Genomic DNA, 26,127 nt, shown 5'->3' on the forward strand with positions numbered 1-26,127 from the left:
ACCGCCCGGCGACCGGGCGTCGCCGTGTCTGCTTCTGTCTTTACTCCTCGCCCGGGCCCTGTGCGGGCTCCTTCTTGCGGACGAAGAAGACCGCGGCGCCGCCGAGGACGACGAAGACGGCCGCGATGCCCAGGATCATCGGTGTGGCGTTGGAGCTGCCGGTCTCGGCGAGGTCCGGGCCGTCGTGGACGACGGGGGCGTCACCGGCGGTGGCGGGACTGGGCTGGTTCTGGGGCTCCTCCATGGTGCCGACGCCCGTGGCGGCGGAGGTCTTGCAGTCGAGGATGCCCTTGAAGTTCTTCTTCAGGCCGCCGGGGCCCTTGATCGTGAAGTCGTACGCCTGGTCCTCCTGGACCGGGACGGTGACGGTCTGCGACCGGCCGGCCGCGACGGTGTGCTCCAAGCCCATGAGCTCGAAGCTGAACGGCTCGTCGCCCTTGTTGGTGGCGGTGATGTCCACACCGCCCTTCGCGCAGTTCTTCCTGGCGGAGAGCGCCGGAACGGCTCCCTCCTTCGCCCAGGTGGCGGTGGCGCCGGCGGAGACGGTGGACTCGCTGGAGCCGGCCAGGATCTGGGTCTGGCTCTGCGTGACACCGGCGAAGGCCCGGCCGACCGGCACCGAGGTGGTGGCCTGCACGGTCAGCCCGGACGAGCCGTCGGCCGCGGTGGCGGGGACGTCGAAGTACAGCTCGCTGCCGTCGGCGGCGGCGGTGACGGGCTCGCCGTCCTTGCCGACGACCTTGATGCCGCTGGCGGCGGCGTCGGCGGGCGGGGCCACGGTGACGCGGTCCGCGTTGGTGCGGACGGTGACCGGGCCGAGCTTCTCGCCGGCCCTGCCGGAGACCGCGCCCGGCTCCAGGGTCAGGGACGGCCTGGGCTCGGCGGCGTCGCGCGCGTTCTTCTCGAGGTAGTCGGCGAGCTTCTCCGCCTTCGCGTCGAGCGCGTCGACCTTGACGTGGTCGGAGTACCGCCAGATCGCGACCTGCGTGCCGGCCGCGGCCGTCTGCTCGGTGAGCGAGTCGACCCCGGCCCGCTCGGCCAGCGCGCTCAGGTCGTCGACCTGGGGGTAGGAGTGCTCCAGGATCCAGCGGATCCTGCCGGCGTCGCCGTTCGTGCCGAGCGACGTCTGGTCCCAGGAGGTCTCCAGGTACTTCGCCTGCTCCTGCGTCGGGCGGTGGACGTCGATGCAGTACGTCTTGAGGGTGCCGCCGCCGTCGACGGTCATCTCGAACAGGCCGGCGGGGATCCGCTGGTCGCCGCTGGCCGTGTGGATGACGGCCCTGTCATAGGTCTTCAGCCCGTCGAGCGTGGCTGCCGCGCCGCCCTGGTGCTGCGGCGCCTCCTCCGCGGCGGCGGGGCCCGCGGCGGCTATCGCCCCCGCGGTGAGGAGGCCCGAGGCCACGGCCGCGGCGACGAGACGGGCGGAGCCCCGTCTCCGTACGGAGAACGCGGGATACGCGGAGAACGCAGAAAACACAGAGAGCGAAGCAAACACAGAATTCCCCTTCGGGCGAGGCTCTCTCGCGTGACGCGAGTGTGGGGAGGGCCTCGCCGGCAGACTCAAGTGCCCCGTGAGTATCCAGAAATCCTAGATACGCGTGGAACGACAGCGCCCTGTCAAGCCGTCAGACAGTCATTCCGAATCGGAATCGTTATCGCTCCTCGCTTCCTTGAACCGACGCTGTCGACAAATCACCGTACGAATCGGCCGAGTTGTGGTCTTCCGTCACCGAACGCCGCGTCAGGGACGGATCTCCCTTCACCACCCGCCTGAACGCGGATGTCCCGCGCGTCATGTCGTGTCCCACCGTCAGCGCCTCGATGTCCGCGGAAAATCTGCGCTGCCCGCCCTTCTCCTCGTCCCGGATCCTCAACCGCCCGTGCACGAGCAGTGGTTCGCCGACGGAGAGCGAACCCGCCAGGTTGGCCGCCAGCGATCTCCGCGCCCATACCGTGTAGAAGCTGGAGTGCCCGTCCGCCCAGCTCTCCTTCTGGCGGTCCCAGTACCGCGCCGTCACCGCGAACCGGAAGCGGGCCACGCCGCCCGCCGCCGAGTCCCGGTAGTCCACGCCGGTCGCGGCATTGCCCACCAGCGTCACCCAGGTGTCGCTCATCCCAGCACCCCCTCCGCCCCCGGCCGTCCGGCCGTCCGGCTGGTCCCATGCTGGACCGGGCGCGGCGAGCCCGCCGGGGCCTGTGGACTACCGGCCGGTTGTGGACACTCCCGTCACCGCCACGTACTGCTCCCGCACCTCCCGGTACCGCAGCAGCTCCGCCGACACCGGATCCAGTACGCGCGCCCGGCCGCATCCGGCGGCCGCCTCCCGCAGCCGGCGTTCGGCGTCCTGCCCGTACCGCCGCGCGGGCCCCTTGGCCGCAGCCGAGCACGCCCACTCCACCAGCGGGCCGCCGATGATCCCGGTGAGCATCACCAGTACGGGCGGCAGCAGGTCCGGGTCCAGTACGCCCACGATCTGGCCCACCAGCCACAGCCCGCCGAAGACCTGGAGCAGTGTCATCGAGGCCTGGGCCAGCACCGCCGCAGGCCACCACGCGGGCCTCGGGGGCCTGCCCAGGGGCACTCCGGCCCGTACCGCCAGTACGTCCAGCTCCTCCGGAAGCCTGGCGGCGCCGCGCACCGCGGCCTCCCGCACCGCCTGCGCCCAGGGAGTGGGCAGCCCTGCGGCGGCCTCGTCCGCCACCGTGCGCACGGCCTGCTCCACGCGCTGCCTGGCGGTGATCTCCCCCTCGTCCACGTCGTCCTCGGTCCGCCTGTCCACCGGCTCGATCCCGGCCCCCGGCGTACGGCTCTCCTCGTACAGGCGCCACAGTCTCAGCCACGGGTTCCCGCACGCCTTCCCCGCGTTCCTGCGCCACTCGCGCTCCGCCGCCTCGCCCACCGCCGTCGCGCCCACCGCCTCCGCCAGCCGGTCGGTGAACTCGGCCCGGGCCCGCTCGTCGAGCTCGGGCCGCCGCCCGTCGGCGACGTAGACCGGACGCAGCCGGACCGCGGTGCCGTCCACGTCGGCGGACAGCCGGCGCGCGGCGGCGCCTCGCTCCTGCACGAACTGGCCCAGCAGCTCGCGCAGTTCGCCGACGCCCTCCCCGGTCATGGCGGACAGGGCCAGCACCGTGGCACCGGGTTCGCCGTGTTCGCCGAGCGCCATGCCGTCCTCGTCGAGCAGCCTGCGCAGGTCGTCGAGGACCAGGTCGGCGGCGTCGCCCGGCAGCCGGTCCACCTGGTTGAGCACCACGAAGGTGACCTCCGCGTGTCCGGCGAGCGGCCGCAGATAGCGCTCGTGCAGTACGGCGTCGGCGTACTTCTCCGGGTCGACGACCCAGATCACCGCGTCGACGAGCGTGAGCACCCGGTCCACCTGGTCCCGGTGGGCGGTGACGGCCGAGTCGTGGTCGGGCAGGTCGATGAGCACGAGCCCGCTCAACGCCTCGTCGCGCAGGCCGCCGTGCAGCGGCCTGCGGCGCAGCCGCCCGGGGATGCCGATCCGGTCCAGCAGCCCGGCGGCGCCGTCGGTCCAGCTGCAGGCGATGGGCGCGGACGTGGTCGGCCTGCGAAGTCCCGTGTCGGAGATCTGGGCGCCCGCGAGGGCGTTGAAGAGCATCGATTTGCCGCTGCCGGTGGCGCCCGCGACGGCGACGACGGTGTGCCGGGCGGAGAGCCGCTGGCGGGCGGCGGCCTCGTCGAGCACGCGGCCGGCCTCGGCGAGCGTGGCCGCGTCGATGCGGGTGCGGGAGAGCCCGACCAGCTCGCGCAGGGCGTCGAGGCGTCCGCGCAGCCCGCCGCCGTAGGCGTCGTCGTAGGCACCACCGCGCGGCAGGCCGTCGTACTCGTCGGGCTCCTGCGGCTCCTGGGGCTCCTGTGGCTCTTCGGACCGGGGCCGCGCGGACGGCTTGCCCTTCGCCGCGCGGGCGGCGGCGCGCCGGGCGATCAGCCCGTCGTCCCACCGCCCCTCGCTGCGGCGGGACCTGCGTCCCTCAGTGGTGTCGTCCGTGTCATCAGTCACAGCAGTCACGTTTCCGGTCACTTTTCCTTCTGCAGTACGGAGAGTGCGGCGATCAGCGCGGCCTGCGGCTCCGGAGTCACTTCGAGGGCGTCGACCGGCGCGAGCCGCCGGTCCCTTTCGGCGTTCAGTACGTGGTCGATGTACGCCGTGAGCAGCTCCCCGCCCTTGTCGCACAGCCGGGTCGCGGCGACCGCGCCGATCCGCTCGGCGAGCCGCTCCCCCGCGTTGCGCGCCCGGCGCCCGCCCAGCAGCGCGGCGGCGAGCAGGGCGGCGACGGTCTCGGAGTCGGGCGCGGGGGGCCTCTCCAGTTCCCGTACCTCCTCCTCGGCGAGCTCTTCGAGCACCCGGCGCCAGCGCCGGGCGGCCACCCCGATCCGCTCGCCCGCCTCCCGGTCCGGGACGGCGAACACCATCTCGCCCGCGGCGGGTTCGCGCCGCCATGCCTCGTGAACGTGCTCGTCGGCGGCGGCGACCGCGCACTGCAACAGCGCGGTGAGGCTCTCGACGAGCGAGTCGAGGAGTTCACCCGCCGAACTGTCCAGCGGATAACCGCGCCAGCGGGTGAGGGCGTCCCCGGCCAGGACCGCGCCGCGCCGGAGCTGCCGGCGCACCCGTTCGCCCTCCTTCTCGTACGCCTCCTCGACATCCGTGATCAGCCGTACGGACGCGGCGTACTGCGCGGCGACGGCCCCGGCGAGTTCGGGCATCCGGGCGTTGAGCGACTCGATGACGCCGGCCGCGGTACGGCTGATGGCCTGCTGCCGGGCCGCCGGGTCGTGCACCCGGTGCGCCAGCCAGGCGCGCAGCGGCTCGACGGCGGTGTCGGGCAGCAGACCGGTGCCGCCGCCCGCCGATTCGGGCAGTTCGGGGATGGTGAACCGGGGCACGTCGCCGAGCCCGGCCTTGGTGAGCAGCGCCCCGTACTGGTGCGACACCTCGCCGACGACCTGGTGGGGCACCCGGTCGAGGACGATGACGAGGGTGGCGTCGTACTCCTTCGCGGTACGCAGCAGGTGCCACGGCACCGCGTCGGCGTACCGGGAAGCGGTCGTCACCATCACCCAGACGTCCGCCGCGCAGATCAGCTCGGCGGCGAGCACCCGGTTCCCGGCGACCAGCGAGTCGATGTCGGGGGCGTCGAGCAGCGCGAGTCCGCGCGGCAGCGACCCCACGGTCTCCACCCGCAGCGAACCCCCGGCCTCTTCGCCCCGGTCCCCCGCCGCCGGCCCTCTCCCCGTCTCCTCCTGCTCCTCCTCCTGTCGCGGCAGCCATACGCGCGTGAGCTGCGGCAGTACGCGGAGGTTCGCGAACCAGTGGTGATCGTCCGGGTGGCACACGAGCACGGGCGTCCGGGTGGTGGGCCGCAGCACGCCGGCCTCGCTGACACGCCTGCCGACCAGTGAGTTGACGAGCGTGGACTTGCCGGCTCCGGTGGAGCCGCCGACGACGGCGAGCAGGGGTGCCTCGGGCTGTTTCAGCCGGGGCAGCAAGTAGTCGTCGAGCTGTGCCAGCAACTCGAGCCGTGCCTGTCGCGCCCGCGGAGCCCCTGTCAGGGGGAGCGGAAGGCCCACGGCAGCGACACGGTCGCGCAGGGCGGAGAGTGCGTCGATCAGCTGAGGCCGTGCGTCCAAGGTCACCACATGCGAAGAATGCCCAATTTTAGAGTCTTTTAGAAGCTTAAAGGCCTCTCTGCGCGCCGATTGGCGGCCAGGGACAGGCGGTACGAGTGAGGCTCAGGCATAACGAGTGCACAACACCCGGGGCGGGAGACGCCAAAAGCGGTGCGCGATTCGCACTCGCCTGCGATTATCAGGTTCGCTTCACTGAACCTCCACATCGTGCCACGCAGCTGAAGCAACCGGCCCAAGGCGGTCGGAGCCCTATCCTTGTCCCCGGCAAGGCCCAGGACTCTCCCAGCCCGGGGCTCCAGGCCGACCAGGCCACGATCCGGCCCCCGTAGCTCAGTGGATAGAGCAGGCGCCTTCTAAGCGCTTGGCCGCAGGTTCGAGTCCTGCCGGGGGCGCACAGTCCGCGCGGTGCCCGGCCCTCCCTTCGCGGAGGGCTTTTCCAGTGCTCGGGACACCTTCATCACGCATGGGTACGCCACGAGCGGGCACGCACCCGTCATGGCCGGTGACACGGACAGGGACGGGCAGGACCGGCGCCCGGGAGAGAGCGGACACCGGGCGGTGCCGCACACGGCCGACCTGCGCGTCGAGGCGTGGGGGGCGAGCCGCGAGCAGTGCCTGGTGGAAGCGGTGCTGGGGATGGTGGAGAGCTTCGCCGACCTCTCCGGCGTGCGGGCGAGCGCCGTGCGGCAGGTGCGGGTGGCCGAAGGCAGTGACGACGACCTGCTGGCCTCGCTGCTGGACGAGGTGGTGTTCCGGCTGGAGGTGCACGGCGAAGTGCCGGTCGACGTCGAGGCGGAGCCGGTCGACGGCGGGCTGGATGTCCGGATGGCGGTGACCGACGTGCGGTCGGTGCCGATCATCGGTGCCGTACCGAAGGCCGTGTCCTGGAACGAGCTGCACCTGGCCCCGGCCCCGTGCGGATGGTCGTGCGCGGTGACGGTCGACGTCTGAGGCGGCGAGGGCCCGGCGTGAGCCGGACGGCCCGGCGCGGCGCCGCTCATCCCTTGACCACGCCGAGCGGGACCAGGCGGGCCACCTTGCGGCACAGCCCCGCGCCCTCGCTCGCCTCCACCACCGCGGTGACGTCCTTGTACGCCTCCGGGGTCTCCTCGGCCAGGCCCCGCCAGGACAGCGGACGCACCGCGATGCCGTCCGCCTCCAGCCGGGCCCGCAGCTCCTTGCCGCCGACGGTGCGCGCGGCCTGGTGCCGGCTCATCACGCGGCCGGCGCCGTGGCAGGTGGAGTGGAAGGCGCCGCCGCCGGGGACACCGGTGAGGACGTACGAGGCGGTGCCCATGGTGCCGGGGATGAGCACCGGCTGGCCGGCGCCGCGCAGGTCCTCGGGCAGATCGGGGTGGCCGGGCGGGAAGGCCCGGGTGGCGCCCTTGCGGTGCACGCACAGCCGGCGCGCCTGGCCGTCCACCCGGTGGGTCTCGGTCTTGGCGAGGTTGTGGGACACGTCGTACACCAGCGTGAGCCGGCTGCCCGTCTCGCGGCGGAAGACCCGGCGGGCCGCCTCGGCCAGCAGCTGACGGTTCGCGCGGCCGTAGTTGGCGGCCGCGGCCATCGCCCCGAGGTAGGCGCGGCCCTCCGGTGAATCGACCGGGGTGCAGGCCAGCTGCCGGTCCGGCACGTCGATCCCGTACCGCGCCATGGCCCGGTCCATCGCCCGTACGTGGTCGGAACAGATCTGGTGCCCGAGCCCGCGCGAACCGCAGTGGATCATCACGCACACCTGGTCGGCGGCGAGCCCGAACGCGGCGGCGACCGGTTCGTCGTAGACCTCGGCGACCTGCTGGACCTCCAGGAAGTGGTTACCGGAGCCGAGGCTGCCGACCTGGCCGAGTCCGCGCTCGCGCGCCCGCTCGTTCACCTGGCCGGGGTCGGCGCCGGCGACCGCCCCGCCGTCCTCGCAGCGCCGCAGGTCGCGCTCGTCGCCGTGGCCCTGCTCCACGGCGTACCGGGAACCGCCCTCCAGGACCCGTTCCAGCTCCCGGTGGCCGCTCAGCCGCCAGACCCCGCCCGGTCCGGCGCCGCGCGGGGTCACCCGGCCCAGGCCGTCCATGAGCGCGGGCAGCACCGGATCGAGCGCCCGCCGGTCACAGTCGGCGGCCAGCAGCCGCACCCCGCAGGAGATGTCGAAGCCGACACCGCCGGGCGAGACCACACCGCCCGCGCCGATGTCGGTGGCGGCCACTCCGCCGATGGGGAAGCCGTAACCCCAGTGGACGTCCGGCATGGCGTACGAGGCGCCCACGATGCCCGGCAGCGTCGCCACGTTGACGACCTGCTCCAGCGACTTCTCGGCATCCCGCAGCAGTTCCCGGGACGCGAACACCACTCCCGGCACCCGCATCTCCCGCCGCGGGTCGATACGGAAGCGGTAAGGACACTCCTCCACGAGTTCCATCGCAGCCTCCTGAGTCCGCCGGCATCCGGCGGGTTCCCCCTGCTTCCAGGATGACTCACGCAGAAACCGCACGGCCCGCGCACCCGCACAGGCGGTGCTCGTCCACCGCCGCCCCGTCCTTTTCGACGGCCCTTTTCAACGGCACTTTCCATACAAGCGGATCAGAATCGTGAACCACCGGCTTCCACTCCGCCCGGATGCGATGAGGCCATACAGCAGCACAGGGCCACGGACGAAATCCTCGGACACCCGGGAGATTCACGGCCGAGCACCTCCAGACATCCCTCCCCGCCTCCCGCGGTGCCGACAGCGGCGCCCTGAACAGGCATTACCCGCAGATGGGCGAATTCTCCTTCCCTCTTTCGGCGGAATACCCCCGCGCCAGCGGCGGGTGCAAACAATCCTGCGAGGGAGTGAATCTCGCCTCCCACCGCGACCAGTTCGCGATGAATGCGTTAGGTATTTCATCGGCGCCTCCGCGGCGCCGGGACTTCCCCTCCTTTTGAAAGGCTAATCGCATGAACGCCAAGAAGGTCTTCGCCGGCTCTCTGCTCACGCTCGCCGCCACCGGTCTCGCTGCCTCTCCGGCCGTGGCCTACGGCGGCTCGGGCCACAACAACGACGACCCGTCGTTCTCGCAGGAGATCCAGGTCATCGACGACGTCTGCCTGCTCAACCAGGTGGTCACCCTCGGCCTCCTCGGACTCGCCGACTCCAGCTCCACCCAGTGCAACGACGCCGAGGACCACTCCGCCATCGTGGGCAACAACTAAGAAGCTCTGGCGGCGGGCATCCTAGACGTCATTAGCCAAGGCGCTCAGCCGCAGCGCTGTTTCCTGGGGCATCAGGAATGACGCCGGGCCTCGTGGACTCTTCCACGAGGCCCGGCGTTCGCCATGCTCGCAGCGCGCGACCGACCGGGAGAACCACTTTTGCCGACGGGCCCGCTCCGGCGTGAGAACGAATGGCGAATGAGGGAATTCCCGCATCACAGCCGCAACCCTCTCGCGTTTTCTGCGTTAGGTATTGCATCGGCACCTCCGCGGTACCGAAACTTCCCCCTCCATCACGAAAGGCTAATCGCATGAACGCCAAGAAGGTCCTCACCGGCTCTCTGCTCACGCTCGCCGCCACCGGCCTCGCCGCTTCTCCGGCCGTGGCCTACGGCGGCTCGGGCCACAACAACGACGACCCGTCGTTCTCGCAGGAGATCCAGATCATCGACGACATCTGCGCGCTCAACCAGGTGCTCGTCCTCGGCGTCCTCGGAGTCGCCGACGCAAACTCCACCCAGTGCAACGAGGCCGAGGACCACTCCGCCGTCGTGGGCAACAACTAAGAAGCCCCAGTGGCGGGCGTCCTCGACGTCGTTCCCTAAAGCCAACTGAAGCGCTGAGCCGCCAGCGCTGCAGCGACGATGCTTTCCTCCGAGGGTCCCGGATCTCATGATTTTTCCACGAGATCCGGGGCCTTTTTCTCTGTCCGCTCCCTGGCGCCGGGAAACACTCCGACTATTCGACCAACGGCCATTACTGCAAATGGGTTATGTGGTACGTATCCTTTTACTGACGACGCCCCGCCGCACATTCCCTGCGGCGGGGCGCCGCTTTCCCGTGGAGAGTCAGCGATTGAACGAGGAGCCGAGGGCGGCTCCGGTGGCGACGGTGCCCAGTGTGCCCGCGCCGAAGGTGAAGGAACCGGTGGCGGCCAGGGCAGCGCTGGCGCGGAGTGCTTTGACAGGCACGCTGACTCCTTCGGTGCGGGACAGGCTGTGGTGGGGAGCGGACGGCCTTGCACACGCCTCACCAGACACCCGGACCCCGCGGAGGATTGCCCTGGGGCCGGCTCACGCCGGCCGTCCCGTCGTTACGACAGGGATCCGCCGACCACCAGGACGAAACCGGCTGTGGCCAGCAGGGTGCGCACCAGGTGCAGCCTGTTCCACCGCGTCTCGAAGGCCGCACGGACCTCCCGGTCGGCGGCGCCCGTCCGCTCGGATGCGGCGAGGGCGTTGTTGAGGGGGATGTTCCCGGCGATCGTGACCAGGTGGTTGAGGACCACGAGCCCGAGACCGGCCGCCAGGAGGATCCACTGCGCGGCCGGCCGGCCGTCGTCGCCCGGGACCGCGAGCGCGGCCGCCGGGAAGGCCACCGAGGCGAGCATGACCGACACGAACACCCCGCGCGGTACGTCCTCGTTGACGCGCCGCATCGCCGCCACGAACTGCTCGTCGGTCAGCCGCCCCAGGGCGGGCATGATGCCGGTCAGGAAGATCAGCATGAACCCGGCGTACAGCCCCGTGGCGACTACGGCGAGGGCGATCAGGAGAGTGGCCATGGCGCACATCATGGCCGACCGGCTCAGGAAACGATGTCCTTCCGGCCGAATCCCCGGAAGGCCAGGGCGAAGAGCACCAGGGCGTACGTCACCGACACCGCCGCCCCCTTGAGCATTCCGCCCCACTCCAGCTGCGGCTGAAGCGCGTCCGCCCACGCGAACTGCCAGTGCGCGGGCAGGAATTCGCGCCAGGTCCCCAGCGCCGTCACCGCGTCCAGGACGTTGCCGACGATCGTCAGGCCCACCGCGCCGCCGACCGCGCCCAGGGGGGCGTCGGTCTTCGTCGACAGCCAGAACGCCAGGGCCGCGGTGACCAGCTGGGAGACGAAGATGAAGGCCACGACGAGCGCGAGGCGCGGTACGGCGTCTCCCGCGGGCAGGGAACCACCCGTCGGCAGCTCCAGCGGGCCCCAGCCGTACGCGATCGAACCCGTCACCAGTGCCACGACCGGCAGCAGCACCATCGCCGCCAGGCTGAAGCCCAGAGCCACCGCGAGCTTGCTCCACAGCAGCCGGGCCCGTGGCACCGGCGCCGCGAGCAGGTAGCGCAGCGAGGACCAGTTGGCCTCGGAGGCCACCGTGTCGCCGCAGAACAGCGCGACCGGCACCACCAGCAGGAAGCCCGCGGAGACGAACAGGCAGGTCGCGGCGAAGTTGGCGCCGGAGGCGGTGGCGGTGTCCATCAGGGTCACCCGGCCGCCCTCCCTGCCGGGGGTGCCGCCGATCGCGAACGCGGCGATCAGGATGAGCGGCAGGGCGCCCAGCACCACGGCCATGACCATGGTGCGCCGCCTGCGCCACTGCCGCATCGCCTCGACACGCAGCGGGAGCGTGTGGCCGGGACGGTAGCCGGGGGCCGGTTCGGCCACCGGTTCAGCGGCCGGCCGGGTGGCCGGACCGGTGGCCGTCCCGGCGACCGGCTCGGTGGTGTTGGTGCTCATGCGGAGGAGCCTCCGATCAGGGTGAGGAACGCGTCCTCCAGGCGGCGGTTCGGCCCGACGCCCGTCAGCTGGACGTCCAGGCGGACCAGTTCGCCGATGAGCGTGCTGGGCGATGCCCCGTCCAGCCGTACCAGCAGGCCTTCGTCGGTCCGTACGGCGGACCCGATGCCCGGCAGCGCGCCCACCTTCTCGGCCAGCGCCTCGCTCACCTCGCCCTCCACCGTCACGAGCAGCGTGTCCGTCCCGCCGGTGATCTCCGCGACGGGTCCGGCCTGCATGAGCCGGCCCCGGTCCATGACGACGAGGTGCGTGCAGGACTGCTCGACCTCCGAGAGGAGGTGGCTGGAGACGATGACGGTGCGCCCCGCCGCCGCGTACCGGATCATCACGTCGCGCATCTCACGGATCTGCGGCGGGTCCAGGCCGTTCGTCGGCTCGTCGAGGATGAGCAGGTCCGGCATGCCGAGCATGGCCTGGGCGATGGCGAGCCGCTGTCGCATGCCCTGCGAGTACGTCCGCACGGCCCGCTCCAGCGCGTCGCCGAGCCCCGCGATCTCCAGGGCCTCCTCCATGCGGGAGTCCTCGGCGGGCCGGCCGGTCGCCTGCCAGTACAGGTCGAGGTTGGCGCGCCCGGTGAGGTGCGGCAGGAAGCCGGCGCCCTCGACGAACGCACCGACGCGCGACAGGACGGGTGAGCCGGGCCTGATGGCGTGCCCGAAGACCCGGATCTCGCCGCTGTCCGGCGTGATGAGGCCCATGAGCATGCGCAGGGTGGTGGTCTTGCCCGCGCCGTTCGGGCCCAGGAGCCCGAGCACCTGGCCCTTCTCGACGCGGAACGAGAGGTCCCGTACCGCGTAGCGGTCGACGGACTTGGCGTACTTCTTCGTCAGGCCGGTGATCTGCAGCGGCACCCCGGCGAGCGCCGGGTCCGGCGCGGGCGCGGCGGCCCGCCGCCGGGCGGTGAGCAGCAGCACCGCGGCCAGGGCGGCGCCGGCCGCCGGCAGCCCCCAGACCCACCAGGGCAGCGGGGCCGCCTGGGTCTTCACACCGGACGCGGTGGGCACGGTGAGCGCCCCGCCCCCTCCGAGGGTCACGGTGTACGCCGTCGGGTCGGCCGGGGAGGCGTACCCGAGGTCGGTGGCGGCGAGGACGACGCGCAGCCGGTGCCCGGCCCTGACCTCGTGGTCGATCGCCGGGAGCCGCAGCTCGACGGTGGCGCCGTCCTTCGCGCCGGCCCCGGTGACGCGGACGGGCGAGACGAGCTGGGAGGGCAGCACCTGCCGGCGTCCGTCCGCGCTCACGTCGTACACCTTGCCGAACAGGACGGCGTCCTCGCGGTCCGACTTCACCGTGACCCGGACGGTCGGCGAGCCGGTGACGCGCAGGTCCGAGGTGAGCTTCGCGGTCTCGAAGCGCGCGTTCTGGCCGGGGAAGTCGAGGGAGAGCCCGACGCCGAGCCCGGAGAGCTGGGACAGCGCCCCGACGCCGGCGACGCCCGGTACGGAGGAGATGGCGGGCGGGTTCGCCCCGGCCGGACCGGCGAAGCGCTGCTCGCGCTCGCCCGCCACCAGCTTCAGCCGCCGCTGCCCGGCTTCGAGGCCGGGGTAGCGGTCGCCGGTGGCGCCGCGCAACTGGGCTCCGCCGTTCGTGGAGTCCACGCCCCCGGTGCGGGTGACGCGGAAGGCCGGTCCGGTGTCCGTGCCCTTCTCGTCCTTCAGGTAGCGGTCGAACCAGTCGGTGATCCGGCCCTCCACGCGGGCCGTCTCGCGGTCCCCGCCGTCGTGCCCGCCCGCGATCCAGTCGACGGCCACGGGCGCGCCGTTGGCTTCGATCGCCTTCGCCATGGTGTCGGCGTGGTCGAGCGGGAAGAGCGAGTCGTTCTGTCCCTGCACGATGAGCGCGGGCACCTCGATGCGGTCGCCGACCGCGGACGGGCTGTGCGACTCCAGCAGGTCGCGGGCGGCGGCGTCCGGCTCTCCGGCGACCGCGACCCGTTCGTACATCTCGCACAGGTGCTTCTCGAACCTGTCGCAGCCGCCGCCCGTGTTGATGAAGAGCCCGGCCCAGAGCTTCTTGAAGACGCCGTGGGGGAAGAGTGCGTCGGCCAGGTTCCAGTAGGTGATCTGCGGGGCGACCGCGTCGACGCGCTTGTCGTGGCCCGCGGCGAGGAGCGAGACGGCGCCGCCGTACGAGGAACCGCTGACGCCCACGCGCGGATCGCCGTCCGCGTCGAGCCGCACCTCGGGGCGCTCGGCCAGCCAGTCGATCAGCCGCGACACGTCCTCGACCTCGCCGTCCGGATCGTTCAGTCCGATCTTCCCGGTGGACTTCCCGAAGCCGCGCGCGGACCAGGTCAGCACGGCGTACCCGTCCCGGGCCAGCTGCTCGGCCTGCGCCCGCACGTCGCGCTTGCTGCCGCCGAAGCCGTGGCCGAGGAGGACGGCGGGACGGCGCTCACCGCCCGCGCCGTCCGCCGTGAAGAACGAGGTGTCGATTCTCACCCCGTCCATGTTCATGATCCGTTCCTCGCGGTGCACGGCGGGCGCGTCGCCGTCGGAGGCGACGGCCGTCCACGTACCGCCCCCGACGAGGACGGCGAACGCGGCGGCCGCACCGGCGAGCGCCCGGCTGCGGGGAATGCGTAGCTTCATACCTGAACCCTAGGTCCCCGGTACGACAACCGATGAGGCCCCCGGGTGGACCTCGTCGGGGTACGCAAGGAGTACGGTGCCGTCGCCCCGTACCGCAGCCGGAGTAGCAGAGGGAGCCCCATGGACATCCGCCCGGTCGTCCGGCGCGCGACGACGGTCGCCGAACTGACCTCCGCCGAGCACCTCTACGACGGCCCGGCGCGCCCGGAATGGGCCGAACGGTTCCTGGCCGCGCCCGGCCACCTGATGCTCGTCGCGTACGTCGGCGGGGAGCCGGCCGGGATGGTCTCGGGCATCGAGATGATCCACCCGGACAAGGGCACCGAGATGTGCCTGTACGAACTGTCCGTCGACGAGCCGCACCGGCGGCGCGGCATCGGCCGCGCCCTGACGCGGGCGCTGGCGGAGGTGGCCGAGGAGCGCGGCTGCTACGGCATGTGGGTGGGCGTGGAGCGCGACAACGACGCGGCGCTGGCGACGTACCGCTCGGCGGGTGCCGGGGACGACGGCGATTTCGCGATGCTGACCTGGACCTTCGAGTGAGCGGGAGTGGGAACGTGAGCGGAAGTGGAAATGGAAGCGGGAGTGCCGGGCTTTCGCTGGCCGAGGGGCAGCGCTCGCTGGGCGACCCCCGGGTCCGCTATCCGCTGTGGCCGCCGCTCACCGCCGGCTGCCCCGTCACCAGCACTGCCGCCATGGCGTACCCCGTCGAGGTGGACTACGCGTACGACGGCGTACCGGGCACCCTCTTCGATCCCGCACCGGACAGGGGCGGAATCGACCGCTGGGCTCCCCTGCTGCCACCGCTCCACGCCCCGGGCCTGGGTGAGGGCCGTACCCCGCTCGTCGAACTCGCCGACGGCGTCTGGATCAAGGACGAGTCCCGCAACCCCACCTGGAGCCACAAGGACCGGCTGAACCGCTGCACGGTGAGCGCGGCGGTGGGATCGGGCGCGCAGGGCGTCGTGGTGGCCTCCTCCGGCAACCACGGTGCTTCGGCCGCCGCGTACGCGGCCCGCGCCGGTCTGCGGTGCGTGGTGCTGGCGTCGGCCGGCGCTCCGCCCGCCGTCCAGTCGTTCCTCGACGCGTACGGCGCGGTCGTCCTGCCCGTGCCGCAGAAAGAGCGGTGGCCTCTGCTGCGGCAGATCGCCGACCGTCTCGGCTACCACCCCGTCAGCAATCTCACCGCCGCCGCGCACACCGGCCACGCCTTCGGTCCGGAGGGCTACAAGACCGTCGCGTACGAGATCCACGCCGAACTCGGCGTCCCGGCCGCGGTGTTCGTCCCGACGGGGTACGGCGAGCTGCTCTTCGGCGTCTGGAAGGGCTTCGCGGAGCTGGTCCGCCTGGGACTCGCCGCCCGTACACCCAGGATGTACGCCTGCGAGCCGGCCGCCGGCGCCCCGCTGGCGGCGGCACTGGACCGGGGCGTTCCGGCGGCCACGGTCCAGGTGGGCCCCACTTCGGCGTATGCGATCCACTGCGCGGTGAGCGGCTACCGGGGCGTGGTCGCGGTACAGGAGAGCGGCGGCCGGGCGCTGCGGGTGACGGATGCCCAGATGGCGGCGGCACGGGCGGAGCTGGCGGCCGGCGGGCTGTGGGCGGAGTTCTCGTCGGCCGTGTCCCTGGCGGGGATGCGCCAACTGCCGCCGTCCGACGAGGGGGTGGTGGTCTGCGTCTCGACCTCCAGCGGCTTCAAGGACATGAGCACAGGCACGGTTCCGCTCGAACCCCTCTCCCCGCCCGACTGGACGGCCGTGGCCGGGCGGCTCCGCGCCGCAGGCATCTCTTTGGCGTAATCCCGCCCGCAACACCACCTTGTGCACTTGTGCGCCGCACGAGATGCTGTGCTGCGCATTCGCGCCACAGCGCACCACGCAGCCCGTAATTGCCCGCGATCCGGTCAACGAAAGGTCAGGTGCACGACACAATGAGAACCGCTTTCCGCCGCGCAGGGACCCTGATACCCGCCATGGCCCTCGCAGCCGGCCTCCAGCTCGCAGGCCCTCCCACAGCACAGAGCGCGCCCGCCGGAGACCTCCGCCCGGCCCCGGCCTCGACGGCGGTCGAGAACAGCTGGATCGTCGTCCTGAAGGACGGCACGACGCGCGCGGCCGATCTGGGCGTCACACCGAAGCACGTCTACCGCAGCGCCCTCAAGGGCTTCTCCGCCACGATGTCCAAGGCGCGGGCGGCGAGGCTGGCCTCGGACCCGAAGGTCGCGTACGTCGAGCAGGACTCCCGCGTACAGCTCAACGAGACGCAGACCGGTGCCACTTGGGGCATCGACCGCGTGGACCAGCGGGACCTCCCGCTCTCCACGACGTACACCTACGGCACCACCGCGTCGAACGTCTCGGCGTACATCATCGACACCGGAATCCGCACCTCCCACAGCGAGTTCGGCGGCCGCGCCACGGTCGGCACCGACACGGTGGGCGGCGGCCAGAACGGCCAGGACTGCCAGGGCCACGGCACGCACGTCGCGGGCACGGTCGGCGGGAAGACGTACGGCGTCGCCAAGGCCGTCAAGCTGGTCGCGGTGCGCGTCCTGGACTGCGCGGGCTCCGGCACGACGGCGGGCGTCATCGCCGGCGTCGACTGGGTGACCGCGAACGCGCAGAAGCCGGCCGTGGCCAACATGAGCCTGGGCGGCGGCGCGAACACCTCCCTCGACGACGCGGTGAAGAAGTCCATCGCGTCAGGTGTCAGCTACGCCGTCGCGGCCGGTAACGGCAACTTCCTCGGCTGGCCCGCCAACGCCTGCAACTACTCCCCCGCCCGCGTCCCCGAGGCCATCACCGTCGGCGCGACCGACAGCGGCGACCGCCGCGCGTCGTTCTCCAACTACGGCACCTGCCTGGACCTGTTCGCGCCGGGAGTGAACATCACCTCGGCCTGGAAGGACAGCGACACGGCCACCAGCACCATCTCCGGCACGTCGATGGCCGCGCCCCACACCGCGGGCGCGGCCGCCCTCTACGTCTCCGCCAACCCCACCGCGACCCCGGCCCAGGTCCGCGACGCCCTGGTGGGCAACGCGACCCCCAACAAGGTCCAGGACCCGCGCACCGGCTCCCCGAACAGGCTCCTGTACTCCCTGTTCTAGCGGCCCGGTCTCCCTCCCCCCGGGGTGGCGGGCGCCGCCGTACCGGGGGGAGGGAGACATCGGTGCGGGCGGCCCGATCCCTATGAGGAGTGGCAGCTCTTGTTCAAGGCGCGAGCCGACCGGTACGCCGAGATCGGACGCACTTGCTGCGACATCACCCATGGAAGAACCCTGAGGCCCCGGCCGTGCCGATCGTCGCCGGGTCCGACGCCCATCTGCGTTGGATTGGGAAAACCACAGCGCCCGGCTCGGCAGACTGACGCGTCAGGAACTGACCATTTCCAGCACTTCAGCAGCGGCCGGTCATTCATTGAACGGGCGGCGGCCATCAGTCCTTGGTGATCACAGCCACGTGAGCGCGGGCCAACTCCGAAAAGCTGTCCAAGAGGGCCTTGCCCTTGGCTGCAGTGGCCAACGACGGCCGGCCGATGATCCCGTTCGTGGTGTACTCGGCCATGCCCATGGTGAGCAGATGCGGACGGCTGGGGGCCGAGTGATCGTCTTGCTCGATGCCCTCACGGACAAGGTGAGGCGCACCGTGCAGAAGGAGCGATACCTCGAACTCTCCGCCGTGCATGTCCTCGGCTCCGCTGCTCTCCAACCCGGCCTCCGCTCGGGCCTGGGTCCGGTCTTCGTGCACCGGGAAAAGAGCGACGCGCGGACCGTTGACGTTGATCTCTTGGACGACATTGGACAGGACGTAGTTGCCACCGTGTCCGTTGACAATGACCAGACCCGGAATGCCGGACGCTTGGAGCGAGCGCCATATGTCGTTGACCACGGCATAGAGGGTGGCGGCGCTGATGCTGACGGTGCCGGCCATGGGCGCGTGTTCGTGCGAGCAGGAAACCGTGATGGGCGGCAGGAGAAACAGACCGTGATCGCCTGCAATCCGCTTCGCGATCAGGCAGGCGATCGCGGTGTCAGTGATGAGGGGCAGATGGTCACCGTGCTGCTCGAAGCTCCCGACCGGCAGGACGGCAACGGCCGGTCCTCTGCGGCGCTCATCTCCGGACGTGGCCTGCGTGATCAGATCGTCCATGCCCTCAGCCTCCCTCATCGCGTCCGGCCCGACTAGGCAGCAAACCGATCACGAACGATCCGAAAGCGCTCGATAAACGTCGCCACAGCGGGCACGCTCCGTCGCGACTCTACAGCGCGGCTCACTGCCGCCAACTCGCCGAGTGTCCTGGCTGAGCCGGTCTGGGCAGCGATCGCAAGAGCCTTCGTGGCGGCTTCGGATCCCTGCTCGGGCTCCCCGGCCTTGCTGTAGGCACGGGCCAGCCGTGCGAGGTAAACGCCCCGGTCGTTGCGGTAGATCTGAGGCAGCACGGCGATCTCGTCCTCGAAGAGCTGGACGGCGCGCAGCGGGTCACCGAGATCAATCCAGCAGTTCGCTCGCTGGAGCTCGATGTAGGCGGGCGTGCAGTACGAGGTGTCGAGTGTGCTCGCGGGGTCGTTCGCCCTGGGCTGCGATGCCAGCTCGCGCGCCTCGTCGAACTTTGCGAGTGCGGCCTTGGGATTACGCTGCAACGCATAACCAGCTGCCTCCTGTTGGGCGGCCAATGCGCTGATCGTCGGTGTGAGGTTGGGTACCCGCTGTGCGGCGCGAGCAAGGCCGATGGTCCGCTCCGCATTCACCTGTGAGGCGGCCTGATGGCTCTTACGGAAGAGCACGTACGACTGCATGTGATCGTCAGCGGCCTCTTGGGCCCATTCCATCGAACGGTCGGACCAGTAGCCAGCGGCTCGGAAGTCCCCGAGATCCTGGTAGAGCCAGCCGAGGAATTCCGCGGCTCGGTTGCCGATGCGCAGCAATTCGCACCGGGTTGAGCCGTTGGCATCCTCCAGCAGGTGGCCGATGGTCTTTGTGTGATGGATAACCGTGGTGAGCGGCTGCCGTGCACCGAAGTAGTTCGCACTTCTGTAGTGCTGAGGCAACTGGCTCTCGATGAGGGCTGCGGTGAACTCGGGGTCAGTGAGATCACCGCCGGGGGGCGTGACCCACAGATCATCAGCCACCGGATCGTGGCTGGGCAGTGTGGCGGTCAGCAGCGCGGTGGACCGTGGAGAGCCCTTGCCCTCCTCCCACTCCCGGCGTGTGAGGCCGAGCATGTACCCCGGAATCCGTAAGGCATCGGAAATCTTCACAATCTTGTCGAATGTGGTGACGCTGCCCTCGCCGCGCGCCAGCGAACCGACGCGCTCCGGCTTGATGTCGCATTCAGCCGCGATCTTCGAATAGCTGATTCCGGCCTCGCTGCGCGCGATGCGGAACACGGTGCCGAAGTCGTGAGCTGCGATCGCGGTTCTCACGTCCGCCCGGTCCAGGATCTCGCGCGACAGCGCTGTCGGCGGGTTGTACGCGGTCATACGCTGGCCCGTCACGCCTGCTTCTGAGTGTGCCGTGTTGGCCTGGGCTTCAGGCTACCCATGATGGGGATACCCGGTGTGGGGAAGTCAGCGTCCCTTTCCCCCATAAGAGTTGGCATCCAAGACCCCCGCGACCGCGCAAACGATCCGGGGGCGTGGCCAACGCTTTTGGGAGCGCTGACATGAACCAAACTACCGTCCGGCTCGTCGAGCTGCTGATGCGGCTCTTGCCTCCACCGACGGGGCGTCACTCCGCCCCACCTCTCACCACTGCCCCTCCCCCCACATCCCCTGGAGTGCGCACCACGCCCGTTCGGTCATGCTCGGAGGCTTCCCACAGGCGGTGCGAGCGTGCGGAACTGCGGTTGCGACGGCAGCGGCGTCGGGCCCTGTGGCTGGCCGTGCACGGAGTGGACATCGGACCGCGTGTCATCCACGGGATGGCGGTCTTCCGGTGAGCGTGAGCAGAGTACGGCCGCCGGTCGCAGACGAACCGCTTGGTGAAGAACTCAACTCGGGTGACGCGGTGGTGCTGCGGTGGAGTGACGACCCCCGTTGCGTCGGGCAGGCGCGGGACGCACTGCGTCAGGTACTGACGGGCTGGGGGCTCTCGGCCATCGAGGACTCGGCGGTGGTGATCCTGTCGGAACTGCTGACCAATGCCGGCCGTCATGCCCGCGTGCCGGGTCAGGACATCGAGACGCGCTACCTCCGGATGCCCGGCGGGCTGCGCATCGAGGTGCACGACGGCACCTGCAAGCGGCCGAGTCTGTCCACCCCCGACGGTGACCGGGACAGCGGGCGCGGGCTGTGGCTGGTCGACGCGCTTGCCGACCGATGGGACGTCGGCGAACGCGCGGGGCTAGGCAAGGCCGTGTGGGCCGAGATTTCGGCGCCTGCTGTGGACGACGAGCGGCCCGGACAAGGTGGCGGTGAAGCGGTGAGCGGTGACGGACACGCGCGGGTCGGGACGGTGCTGCGCTTCGCGGACTGGACGCTGAGCCCGGATGTCTCGGGCAGCGAGCCGATCAACGAGGTGGAGTGCACCACGTGCCATGAGGCTCCGAAGCCCAGCGGGCGGAGCGTCTTGGAAGAATGGTGCCTGCGGCACGCAGGCCGTACTTGGCACACCGGATTCCGGGCCATCACGACGTCGTTCTTCCGTGTGACGTGTCATGAAGCACTGCCGGGGCCTGCTGATGGCGACGCGTAGGTGGTGGGTCGTGCTGCTGCTCGCCGTGGACGCGGGCCGCTGGTGGTTGGCGGACTCGGCGCGCGGAAGCCTGCGACCCGCTGTGGGACACCTGGACGAACGCTGGTACTGGTTCCGTCAGCGGGCGCTCCGCGATCTCGGCCCTGCGCCGAGTTCCTCGTCCGCCGGGCACGCCATGGACCGGCTCATTCGGCGTGAGAACGAGAAGGCCGAATGGGAGTCGCTCGTGGCTCGGCTGACTCAGGACGCGGGCGGGGAGGGGGACGGGCCCCGGCCGACGTAGGGCATCAACTCCGCTCCGGCCGTCAGCTGGTGACGGCCGGGGCGGGGACGGCGTAGCACCGGTTCATGCAAGTTGCCTGCTTCAAGGACGTCTTGACACCCCGCCCGATCCTGCCGGACGACGCGGCGGCGGTTACGCCGCGCCGCCCAGCGGAGCGAGCAGTTCCGCCGACGCGGGGTAGACCCGCTCGCGCGGCAGCAGCCGCTCGGCGGCGGCCGCGTCCCCGCTCTTCACCAGCGCGTGGATCGCGTGGGCGAGCGGGGTCACGTCGGTGACGGACACCGTCCACTCGTCCGCGTACCGCCCCGCCGCCTCCCCCGCCAGCCCCAGCTGGAGCGAGCGGTACGGAAGCGGGTTCAGCCGTACGTCGCGCTCCGGGTCCCACTGCACACGGGCGGGCGCCTGCCTCAGCCGGCGCTTCCAGTCGGCCTGGTCGGCGTGGACGCCGGGTGCGTAGTGCGACAGGCAGGCGTTGCGCAGCGCCCAGTCGAAGCCGTCGCGGGTGATCTCGACGGCCAGGACGGTCTCCTGGTCCTGCTTCGTACCCCAGCCGCAGCGGTACATCATCCACAGGAACGACGGCTTGATCCACGTCATCCGGTCCCGCTTCCAGGCGGCGGGGAAACGGCCGTCGCGGGCGGCCGGGAGGCCGATGGCCGGGGCGTACGCCTGGTAGACGGTGACGGTCGTGTCCGTGTGCAGTGCGCGTATCCCGCGCGGGGGGTGGTGCGGCATCGGGCCAGGATGTCGCTCCGAAGCGCGGGCCGCCAGCCCTTTTCAGGGCCGGGGCGGTGGCACGCCGAAGGGCCCGTACGGAACCTGCTCCGTACGGGCCCTGGAGGCATCCGGTGGATCAGTGGTTGCGCGGGAAGCCCAGGTCGACGCCGGCGGGCGCGTCCGCCGGGTCCGGCCAGCGGGTCGTGGTGACCTTGCCGCGGGTGTAGAAGTGGATGCCGTCGTTGCCGTAGATGTGGTGGTCGCCGAAGAGCGAGTCCTTCCAGCCACCGAAGGAGTGGTAGCCGACCGGCACCGGGATCGGCACGTTGACGCCGACCATGCCGGCCTCGATCTCCAGCTGGAAGCGGCGCGCCGCGCCGCCGTCGCGGGTGAAGATCGCGGTGCCGTTGCCGAAGGGCGAGGCGTTCATGAGGGCCACGCCCTCCTCGTACGTGTCGACGCGCAGGACGCACAGCACCGGGCCGAAGATCTCGTCGCGGTACGCGTCGGAGTCCGTGGAGACCTCGTCCAGCAGGGACAGGCCGATCCAGTGGCCGTTCTCGAAGCCCTCGACCGTGTGGCCCGTGCCGTCCAGGACGACCTTCGCGCCCTGCGCGGCCGCGCCCGTGACGTACGAGGCGACCTTGTCGCGGTGGGCGGCGGTGATCAGCGGGCCCATCTCGGACGCCGGGTCGTTGCCGGGGCCGATCTTGATCTTCTCGGCGCGCTCGCGGATCCTGTCGACCAGCTCGTCGCCGATCGCGCCGACCGCGACCACCGCGGAGATCGCCATGCAGCGCTCGCCGGCCGAGCCGTAGGCGGCGGAAACAGCGGCGTCCGCCGCCGCGTCGAGGTCGGCGTCCGGCAGGACCAGCATGTGGTTCTTCGCGCCGCCGAGGGCCTGGACGCGCTTGCCGTTGGCGGAGGCGGTCCGGTGGATGTAGCGGGCGATCGGGGTCGAGCCGACGAAGGAGACCGCCGCGACGTCCGGGTGGGTGATGAGGCCGTCGACCGCGACCTTGTCGCCGTGCAGGACGTTCAGCACGCCGTCGGGCAGACCGGCCTCGGACGCCAGCTCGGCCAGCCGGACCGACGCGGACGGGTCCTTCTCGCTCGGCTTCAGCACGAACGTGTTGCCGCACGCGATGGCCAGCGGGAACATCCACATCGGCACCATGGCGGGGAAGTTGAACGGCGTGATGCCGGCCACGACGCCGAGCGGCTGGCGGATCGAGGAGACGTCCACGCGGTTCGACACCTGCGTGGACAGCTCGCCCTTGAGCTGGGTGGTGATGCCGCACGCCAGCTCGACGATCTCCAGACCGCGCGCCACCTCGCCCAGCGCGTCCGAGTGGACCTTGCCGTGCTCGGCGGTGATCAGCGCGGCGATCTCGTCGCGGTGGGCGTCCAGCAGCGCGCGGTAGCGGAAGAGGACCGTGGTGCGCGCGGCCAGCGAGGACGTGCCCCAGGTCGCGTACGCGGCCTTCGCCGACGCGACGGCGGCGTCGACCTCCTCGACGGAGGCGAGCGCGACCTGCGTGGTCACCTCACCGGTGGCCGGGTCGGTGACCGGGCCCCAGTTGCCCGACGCGCCCTCGACGGTCTTGCCGCCGATGAAGTGGTTGACGGTCTTCATCCCAGAAACTCCTTGTGTTGCAGCGGGGGCGGTCAGAGATGGCGGCGTCGCGCAGCGGCTTGACGGTCGTACTCCTCCCGGGCCTTGACCGTCGACGGGCGGGTCGCGGTCTCGGCCACGGGAACATCCCACCACGCCTGGGCGGCGGGCGCGCCCGACACTGTGTCGGGCGTTCGTGTCTCGACGTAGACACATGTGGGGCCGTCGGACCGACGCGCCTCGGTGAGAGCTTCCCGCAGGTCACGGACGGTATCGGCGCGGATGACGCGCATACCGAGGGAGCCGGCGTTCGCCGCCAGGTCGACCGGGAGCGGCGCGCCGGTGTACGAGCCGTCGGGCTCCCGGAAGCGGTACGCCGTGCCGAAGCGCTCGGCGCCCACGGACTCGGAGAGGCCGCCGATGGAGGCGTAGCCGTGGTTCTGGAGGATGACGACCTTGAGCGGGAGGCGCTCCTGCACGGCGGTGACGATCTCGGTGGGATTCATCAGGTACGTACCGTCGCCGACCAGCGCCCACACCGGGCGGCCGGGCGCGGCGAGCTGCACGCCGATGGCGGCCGGGATCTCGTAGCCCATGCAGGAGTAGCCGTACTCGACGTGGTACTGGTCCCGGGAGCGGGCCCGCCACAGCTTGTGGAGGTCGCCGGGGAGGGAGCCGGCCGCGTTGATGAGGATGTCCTGGTGGGTGACGAGGGAGTCGAGTACGCCGAGGACCTGGACCTGGGTGGGGCGGGCGTCCTCGTCGGGGGCGGCGTAGGCGGCGGTGACGCGCTCCTCCCAGCGCGTCTTCGCCTCGCTGTACCCGGTGACGTGGGCGTCGGGGACGCGGTGGCCGCGCAGGGCCTGGAGGAGGGCCTGGAGGGCGACGCGGGCGTCGCCGACCACCTGCTGCGCGCCCAGCTTGTGGGCGTCGAAGCCGGTGATGTTGAGGTTGACGAAGCGGACGTCCGGGTTCTGGAAGAGGGTCGCGGAGGCCGTGGTGAAGTCGGAGTAGCGGGTGCCGACGCCGATCACCAGGTCGGCGGTGCGGGCGAGTTCGTCGGCGGTGGCGGTGCCGGTGTGGCCGATGCCGCCGACGTCCGCCGGGTGGTCGTACGGGAGCGAGCCCTTGCCCGCCTGGGTGGAGGCCACGGGGATGCCGGTCGCCTCGGCGAAGACCTTCAGGGCCGTCTCGGCGCCGCTGTGGTGGACGCCGCCGCCCGCGATCAGGAGGGGGCGGCGGGCGGCGCGGACGGCCTCTGCCGCAGCGAAGAGTTCGCGCTGGTCCGGCTCGTGCGCCCGTACCCGCCAGACGCGTTCGGCGAAGAACTCCTCCGGCCAGTCGTACGCCTCCGCCTGCACGTCCTGCGGCAGCGCGAGGGTCACGGCGCCGGTCTCGGCGGGGTCGGCCAGGACCCGCATCGCCTGGAGCGCCGCCGGGATCAGGGCCTCGGGGCGGGTGATCCGGTCGAAGTACCGGGACACGGGGCGCAGGCAGTCGTTGACGGACACGTCACCGGCGTAGGGGACTTCCAGCTGCTGGAGGACGGGGTCGGCGGGGCGGGCCGCGAAGGTGTCGCCGGGCAGGAGGAGGACCGGGAGGTGATTGATGGTGGCGAGGGCGGCGCCGGTGACGAGGTTGGTGGCGCCGGGGCCGATGGAGGTGGTGACGGCGTGCGCGGAGAGGCGGTTGGACTGGCGGGCGTAGCCGACGGCGGCGTGCACCATGGCCTGCTCGTTGCGGCCCTGGTAGTACGGCATGCCGTCCGAGCCGGGTTCCAGGAGCGCCTGGCCGATGCCGGCGACGTTTCCGTGGCCGAAGATGCCCCAGGTGCCGGTGATGAAGCGGTGGCGGATGCCGCCGCGTTCGGTGTACTGGCGGGCGAGGAAGGCCACCAGGGCCTGGGCGGTGGTCAGTCGGCGGGTGGTCACTGCGTCGGCTCCTCGGGTCCGTACAGCGGCAGCCGGGGGTCGACCGGCTGTGAAGGCCAGGTGTCGCGGATCCAGCCGTGGTCGGGGTGGTCGCGGATCAGCCACTCCCGCTCCTCCCCCGGACCCGCCATCACATTGAGGTAGTAGAGGGTGTCGCCGGGCGCCGCGACGGACGGGCCGTGCCAGCCGTCGGGGATCAGGACGGCGTCGCCGGTACGGACTTCGGCGAGGAGGTCCGTGCCTCCGGGGCGGGACGGGGAGACCCGGTGGTAGCCGAGACCGCCTTCGCGGCCGGTCTCGAAGTAGTAGATCTCTTCGAGCTCGGACTCGACGCCCGGGTGGTGCTCGTCGTGTTTGTGGGGCGGGTACGAGGACCAGTTGCCGCCGGGGGTGAGGACTTCGACGGCGATCAGCCGGTCGCACGCGAAGGCGTCCGCGGCCGCGAAGTTGTTGACCTGGCGCGAGCAGTCGCCGGCGCCGCGCAGCTCGACGGGGACCTCCGGCGCGGGGCCGTAGCGGGCGGGGAGCCGTCGCTCGCACCTCGCTCCTGCCAGGGCGAAGCGGCCTCCCGCGCCGGAGGAGATCCGGGCGTGGGCGTCGCGGGGCACGTACGCGAAGTCGGTGACCGAGCTGAACACGCTCTTCCTGCCCAGCAGTTCGAAGGTCTCGTCCTCCACGCGCACCGTGCAGCCGCCGCCGAGCGGCAGCACGATCCACTCGCTGTCGCCGGCCGTGAGCGTGTGGGAGCCGCCGGGCGGCAGTTCCAGTACGCGCAGGCCCGCATAGCGCCAGCCGGCCCGCTTCGGGTCGATGTCCAGGGCGTACGGTCCCTGTCCGGCGGCCCCCGCCCGTAGTACGTACGGCGTGTCGTTGTCCGTCATGTCCCTCTCCCTA

The 26,127-nt window shown here is 71.4% G+C and carries 23 protein-coding genes and 1 tRNA gene; 9 read left to right on the top strand and 15 right to left on the bottom strand.

Annotated features, from left to right (window positions below; genetic code table 11):
* Positions 1 to 40 precede the first annotated feature (40 nt).
* The 4 genes from ACWD0Y_RS00960 to ACWD0Y_RS00975 all read right to left on the bottom strand — a co-directional run bounded on the left by ACWD0Y_RS00960 (position 41) and on the right by ACWD0Y_RS00975 (position 5,653).
* Entirely contained in the window at positions 41 to 1,477 is a 1,437-nt protein-coding gene (locus ACWD0Y_RS00960; RefSeq protein WP_450258351.1) for a Cys-Gln thioester bond-forming surface protein, read from the bottom strand.
* Positions 1,478 to 1,652: 175 nt separating this feature from the next.
* A complete protein-coding gene (locus ACWD0Y_RS00965) occupies positions 1,653 to 2,114 on the bottom strand; it encodes a single-stranded DNA-binding protein (RefSeq protein WP_450258352.1) in 462 nt (153 codons plus the stop codon).
* 87 nt (positions 2,115 to 2,201) lie between these two features.
* Complete coding sequence (locus ACWD0Y_RS00970) at positions 2,202 to 4,031, bottom strand: GTPase (RefSeq protein WP_450258353.1); 1,830 nt, start codon at positions 4,029 to 4,031, stop codon at positions 2,202 to 2,204.
* Positions 4,032 to 4,039: 8 nt separating this feature from the next.
* Positions 4,040 to 5,653, bottom strand: coding sequence for a dynamin family protein (locus ACWD0Y_RS00975; protein WP_450258354.1), 1,614 nt, complete (start codon positions 5,651 to 5,653; stop codon positions 4,040 to 4,042).
* A 319-nt stretch (positions 5,654 to 5,972) separates the two neighbouring features.
* Here ACWD0Y_RS00975 and ACWD0Y_RS00980 point away from each other — a divergent pair.
* Both ACWD0Y_RS00980 and ACWD0Y_RS00985 read left to right on the top strand, forming a co-directional pair.
* A tRNA-Arg gene (locus ACWD0Y_RS00980) sits at positions 5,973 to 6,045 on the top strand.
* A 103-nt stretch (positions 6,046 to 6,148) separates the two neighbouring features.
* Complete coding sequence (locus ACWD0Y_RS00985) at positions 6,149 to 6,604, top strand: archease (RefSeq protein WP_450258355.1); 456 nt, start codon at positions 6,149 to 6,151, stop codon at positions 6,602 to 6,604.
* A gap of 46 nt (positions 6,605 to 6,650) precedes the next feature.
* On the opposite strand, the gene ACWD0Y_RS00990 is transcribed toward ACWD0Y_RS00985, so the two are convergent.
* Positions 6,651 to 8,063 (bottom strand): RtcB family protein, encoded by a 1,413-nt coding sequence (locus ACWD0Y_RS00990; RefSeq protein WP_450258356.1) that lies wholly within the window; start codon positions 8,061 to 8,063, stop codon positions 6,651 to 6,653.
* A gap of 518 nt (positions 8,064 to 8,581) precedes the next feature.
* On the opposite strand from ACWD0Y_RS00990, the gene ACWD0Y_RS00995 reads away from it, so the two are divergent.
* Together ACWD0Y_RS00995 and ACWD0Y_RS01000 are read left to right on the top strand one after the other, a co-directional pair.
* On the top strand, positions 8,582 to 8,836 hold the full coding sequence (locus ACWD0Y_RS00995; protein ID WP_450258357.1) for a hypothetical protein: 255 nt from the start codon (positions 8,582 to 8,584) through the stop codon (positions 8,834 to 8,836).
* A gap of 311 nt (positions 8,837 to 9,147) precedes the next feature.
* A complete protein-coding gene (locus ACWD0Y_RS01000; protein ID WP_450258358.1) occupies positions 9,148 to 9,402 on the top strand; it encodes a hypothetical protein in 255 nt (84 codons plus the stop codon).
* Positions 9,403 to 9,684: 282 nt separating this feature from the next.
* Here ACWD0Y_RS01000 and ACWD0Y_RS01005 read toward each other — a convergent pair whose 3' ends face one another.
* The 4 genes from ACWD0Y_RS01005 to ACWD0Y_RS01020 form a co-directional block, all read right to left on the bottom strand.
* Positions 9,685 to 9,807, bottom strand: a complete 123-nt coding sequence (locus ACWD0Y_RS01005) for a hypothetical protein (RefSeq protein WP_450258359.1) — start codon at positions 9,805 to 9,807, stop codon at positions 9,685 to 9,687.
* A gap of 122 nt (positions 9,808 to 9,929) precedes the next feature.
* Entirely contained in the window at positions 9,930 to 10,400 is a 471-nt protein-coding gene (locus tag ACWD0Y_RS01010; RefSeq protein WP_450258360.1) for an anthrone oxygenase family protein, read from the bottom strand.
* A 23-nt stretch (positions 10,401 to 10,423) separates the two neighbouring features.
* Positions 10,424 to 11,341 (bottom strand): ABC transporter permease, encoded by a 918-nt coding sequence (locus ACWD0Y_RS01015; RefSeq protein ID WP_450258361.1) that lies wholly within the window; start codon positions 11,339 to 11,341, stop codon positions 10,424 to 10,426.
* Complete coding sequence (locus tag ACWD0Y_RS01020; protein WP_450258362.1) at positions 11,338 to 13,992, bottom strand: alpha/beta fold hydrolase; 2,655 nt, start codon at positions 13,990 to 13,992, stop codon at positions 11,338 to 11,340. Before ACWD0Y_RS01020 ends, ACWD0Y_RS01015 begins: the two co-directional genes overlap by 4 nt.
* 120 nt (positions 13,993 to 14,112) lie before the next feature.
* On the opposite strand from ACWD0Y_RS01020, the gene ACWD0Y_RS01025 reads away from it, so the two are divergent.
* From ACWD0Y_RS01025 to ACWD0Y_RS01035, 3 genes are all read left to right on the top strand, one after another.
* Entirely contained in the window at positions 14,113 to 14,535 is a 423-nt protein-coding gene (locus ACWD0Y_RS01025; protein WP_450258363.1) for a GNAT family N-acetyltransferase, read from the top strand.
* 14 nt (positions 14,536 to 14,549) lie between these two features.
* A complete protein-coding gene (locus ACWD0Y_RS01030) occupies positions 14,550 to 15,791 on the top strand; it encodes a threonine synthase (protein WP_450258364.1) in 1,242 nt (413 codons plus the stop codon).
* A gap of 131 nt (positions 15,792 to 15,922) precedes the next feature.
* Positions 15,923 to 17,101: a S8 family peptidase gene (locus ACWD0Y_RS01035; RefSeq protein ID WP_450258365.1), complete on the top strand. Its 1,179-nt coding sequence runs from the start codon at positions 15,923 to 15,925 to the stop codon at positions 17,099 to 17,101.
* A gap of 328 nt (positions 17,102 to 17,429) precedes the next feature.
* Here ACWD0Y_RS01035 and ACWD0Y_RS01040 read toward each other — a convergent pair whose 3' ends face one another.
* Both ACWD0Y_RS01040 and ACWD0Y_RS01045 read right to left on the bottom strand, forming a co-directional pair.
* Complete coding sequence (locus ACWD0Y_RS01040) at positions 17,430 to 18,143, bottom strand: creatininase family protein (RefSeq protein ID WP_450258366.1); 714 nt, start codon at positions 18,141 to 18,143, stop codon at positions 17,430 to 17,432.
* A 32-nt stretch (positions 18,144 to 18,175) separates the two neighbouring features.
* The gene (locus ACWD0Y_RS01045; protein WP_450258367.1) at positions 18,176 to 19,474 is read right to left on the bottom strand and encodes a hypothetical protein; all 1,299 of its coding nucleotides are present in this window, start codon (positions 19,472 to 19,474) and stop codon (positions 18,176 to 18,178) included.
* A gap of 526 nt (positions 19,475 to 20,000) precedes the next feature.
* Between ACWD0Y_RS01045 and ACWD0Y_RS01050 the strand changes: the two genes are divergently transcribed.
* Complete coding sequence (locus ACWD0Y_RS01050; protein WP_450258368.1) at positions 20,001 to 20,687, top strand: ATP-binding protein; 687 nt, start codon at positions 20,001 to 20,003, stop codon at positions 20,685 to 20,687.
* The gene (locus ACWD0Y_RS01055) at positions 20,674 to 20,970 is read left to right on the top strand and encodes a hypothetical protein (protein ID WP_450258369.1); all 297 of its coding nucleotides are present in this window, start codon (positions 20,674 to 20,676) and stop codon (positions 20,968 to 20,970) included. The genes ACWD0Y_RS01050 and ACWD0Y_RS01055 overlap by 14 nt, the downstream gene beginning before the upstream one ends.
* Before the next feature lie 132 nt (positions 20,971 to 21,102).
* Here ACWD0Y_RS01055 and ACWD0Y_RS01060 read toward each other — a convergent pair whose 3' ends face one another.
* From ACWD0Y_RS01060 to iolB, 4 genes are all read right to left on the bottom strand, one after another.
* Positions 21,103 to 21,705: a DUF4291 domain-containing protein gene (locus ACWD0Y_RS01060; RefSeq protein ID WP_450258370.1), complete on the bottom strand. Its 603-nt coding sequence runs from the start codon at positions 21,703 to 21,705 to the stop codon at positions 21,103 to 21,105.
* Positions 21,706 to 21,823: 118 nt separating this feature from the next.
* Positions 21,824 to 23,323, bottom strand: coding sequence for a CoA-acylating methylmalonate-semialdehyde dehydrogenase (locus ACWD0Y_RS01065; RefSeq protein ID WP_450258371.1), 1,500 nt, complete (start codon positions 23,321 to 23,323; stop codon positions 21,824 to 21,826).
* A 32-nt stretch (positions 23,324 to 23,355) separates the two neighbouring features.
* The gene (gene iolD, locus ACWD0Y_RS01070; RefSeq protein WP_450258372.1) at positions 23,356 to 25,233 is read right to left on the bottom strand and encodes a 3D-(3,5/4)-trihydroxycyclohexane-1,2-dione acylhydrolase (decyclizing); all 1,878 of its coding nucleotides are present in this window, start codon (positions 25,231 to 25,233) and stop codon (positions 23,356 to 23,358) included.
* Positions 25,230 to 26,114 carry a 5-deoxy-glucuronate isomerase gene (iolB, locus tag ACWD0Y_RS01075; protein WP_450258373.1) on the bottom strand — a complete coding sequence of 295 codons (885 nt, stop codon included), beginning with the start codon at positions 26,112 to 26,114 and terminating at the stop codon, positions 25,230 to 25,232. Before iolB ends, iolD begins: the two co-directional genes overlap by 4 nt.
* Positions 26,115 to 26,127: the final 13 nt, after the last annotated feature.

Source organism: Streptomyces altiplanensis, from assembly GCF_053591575.1.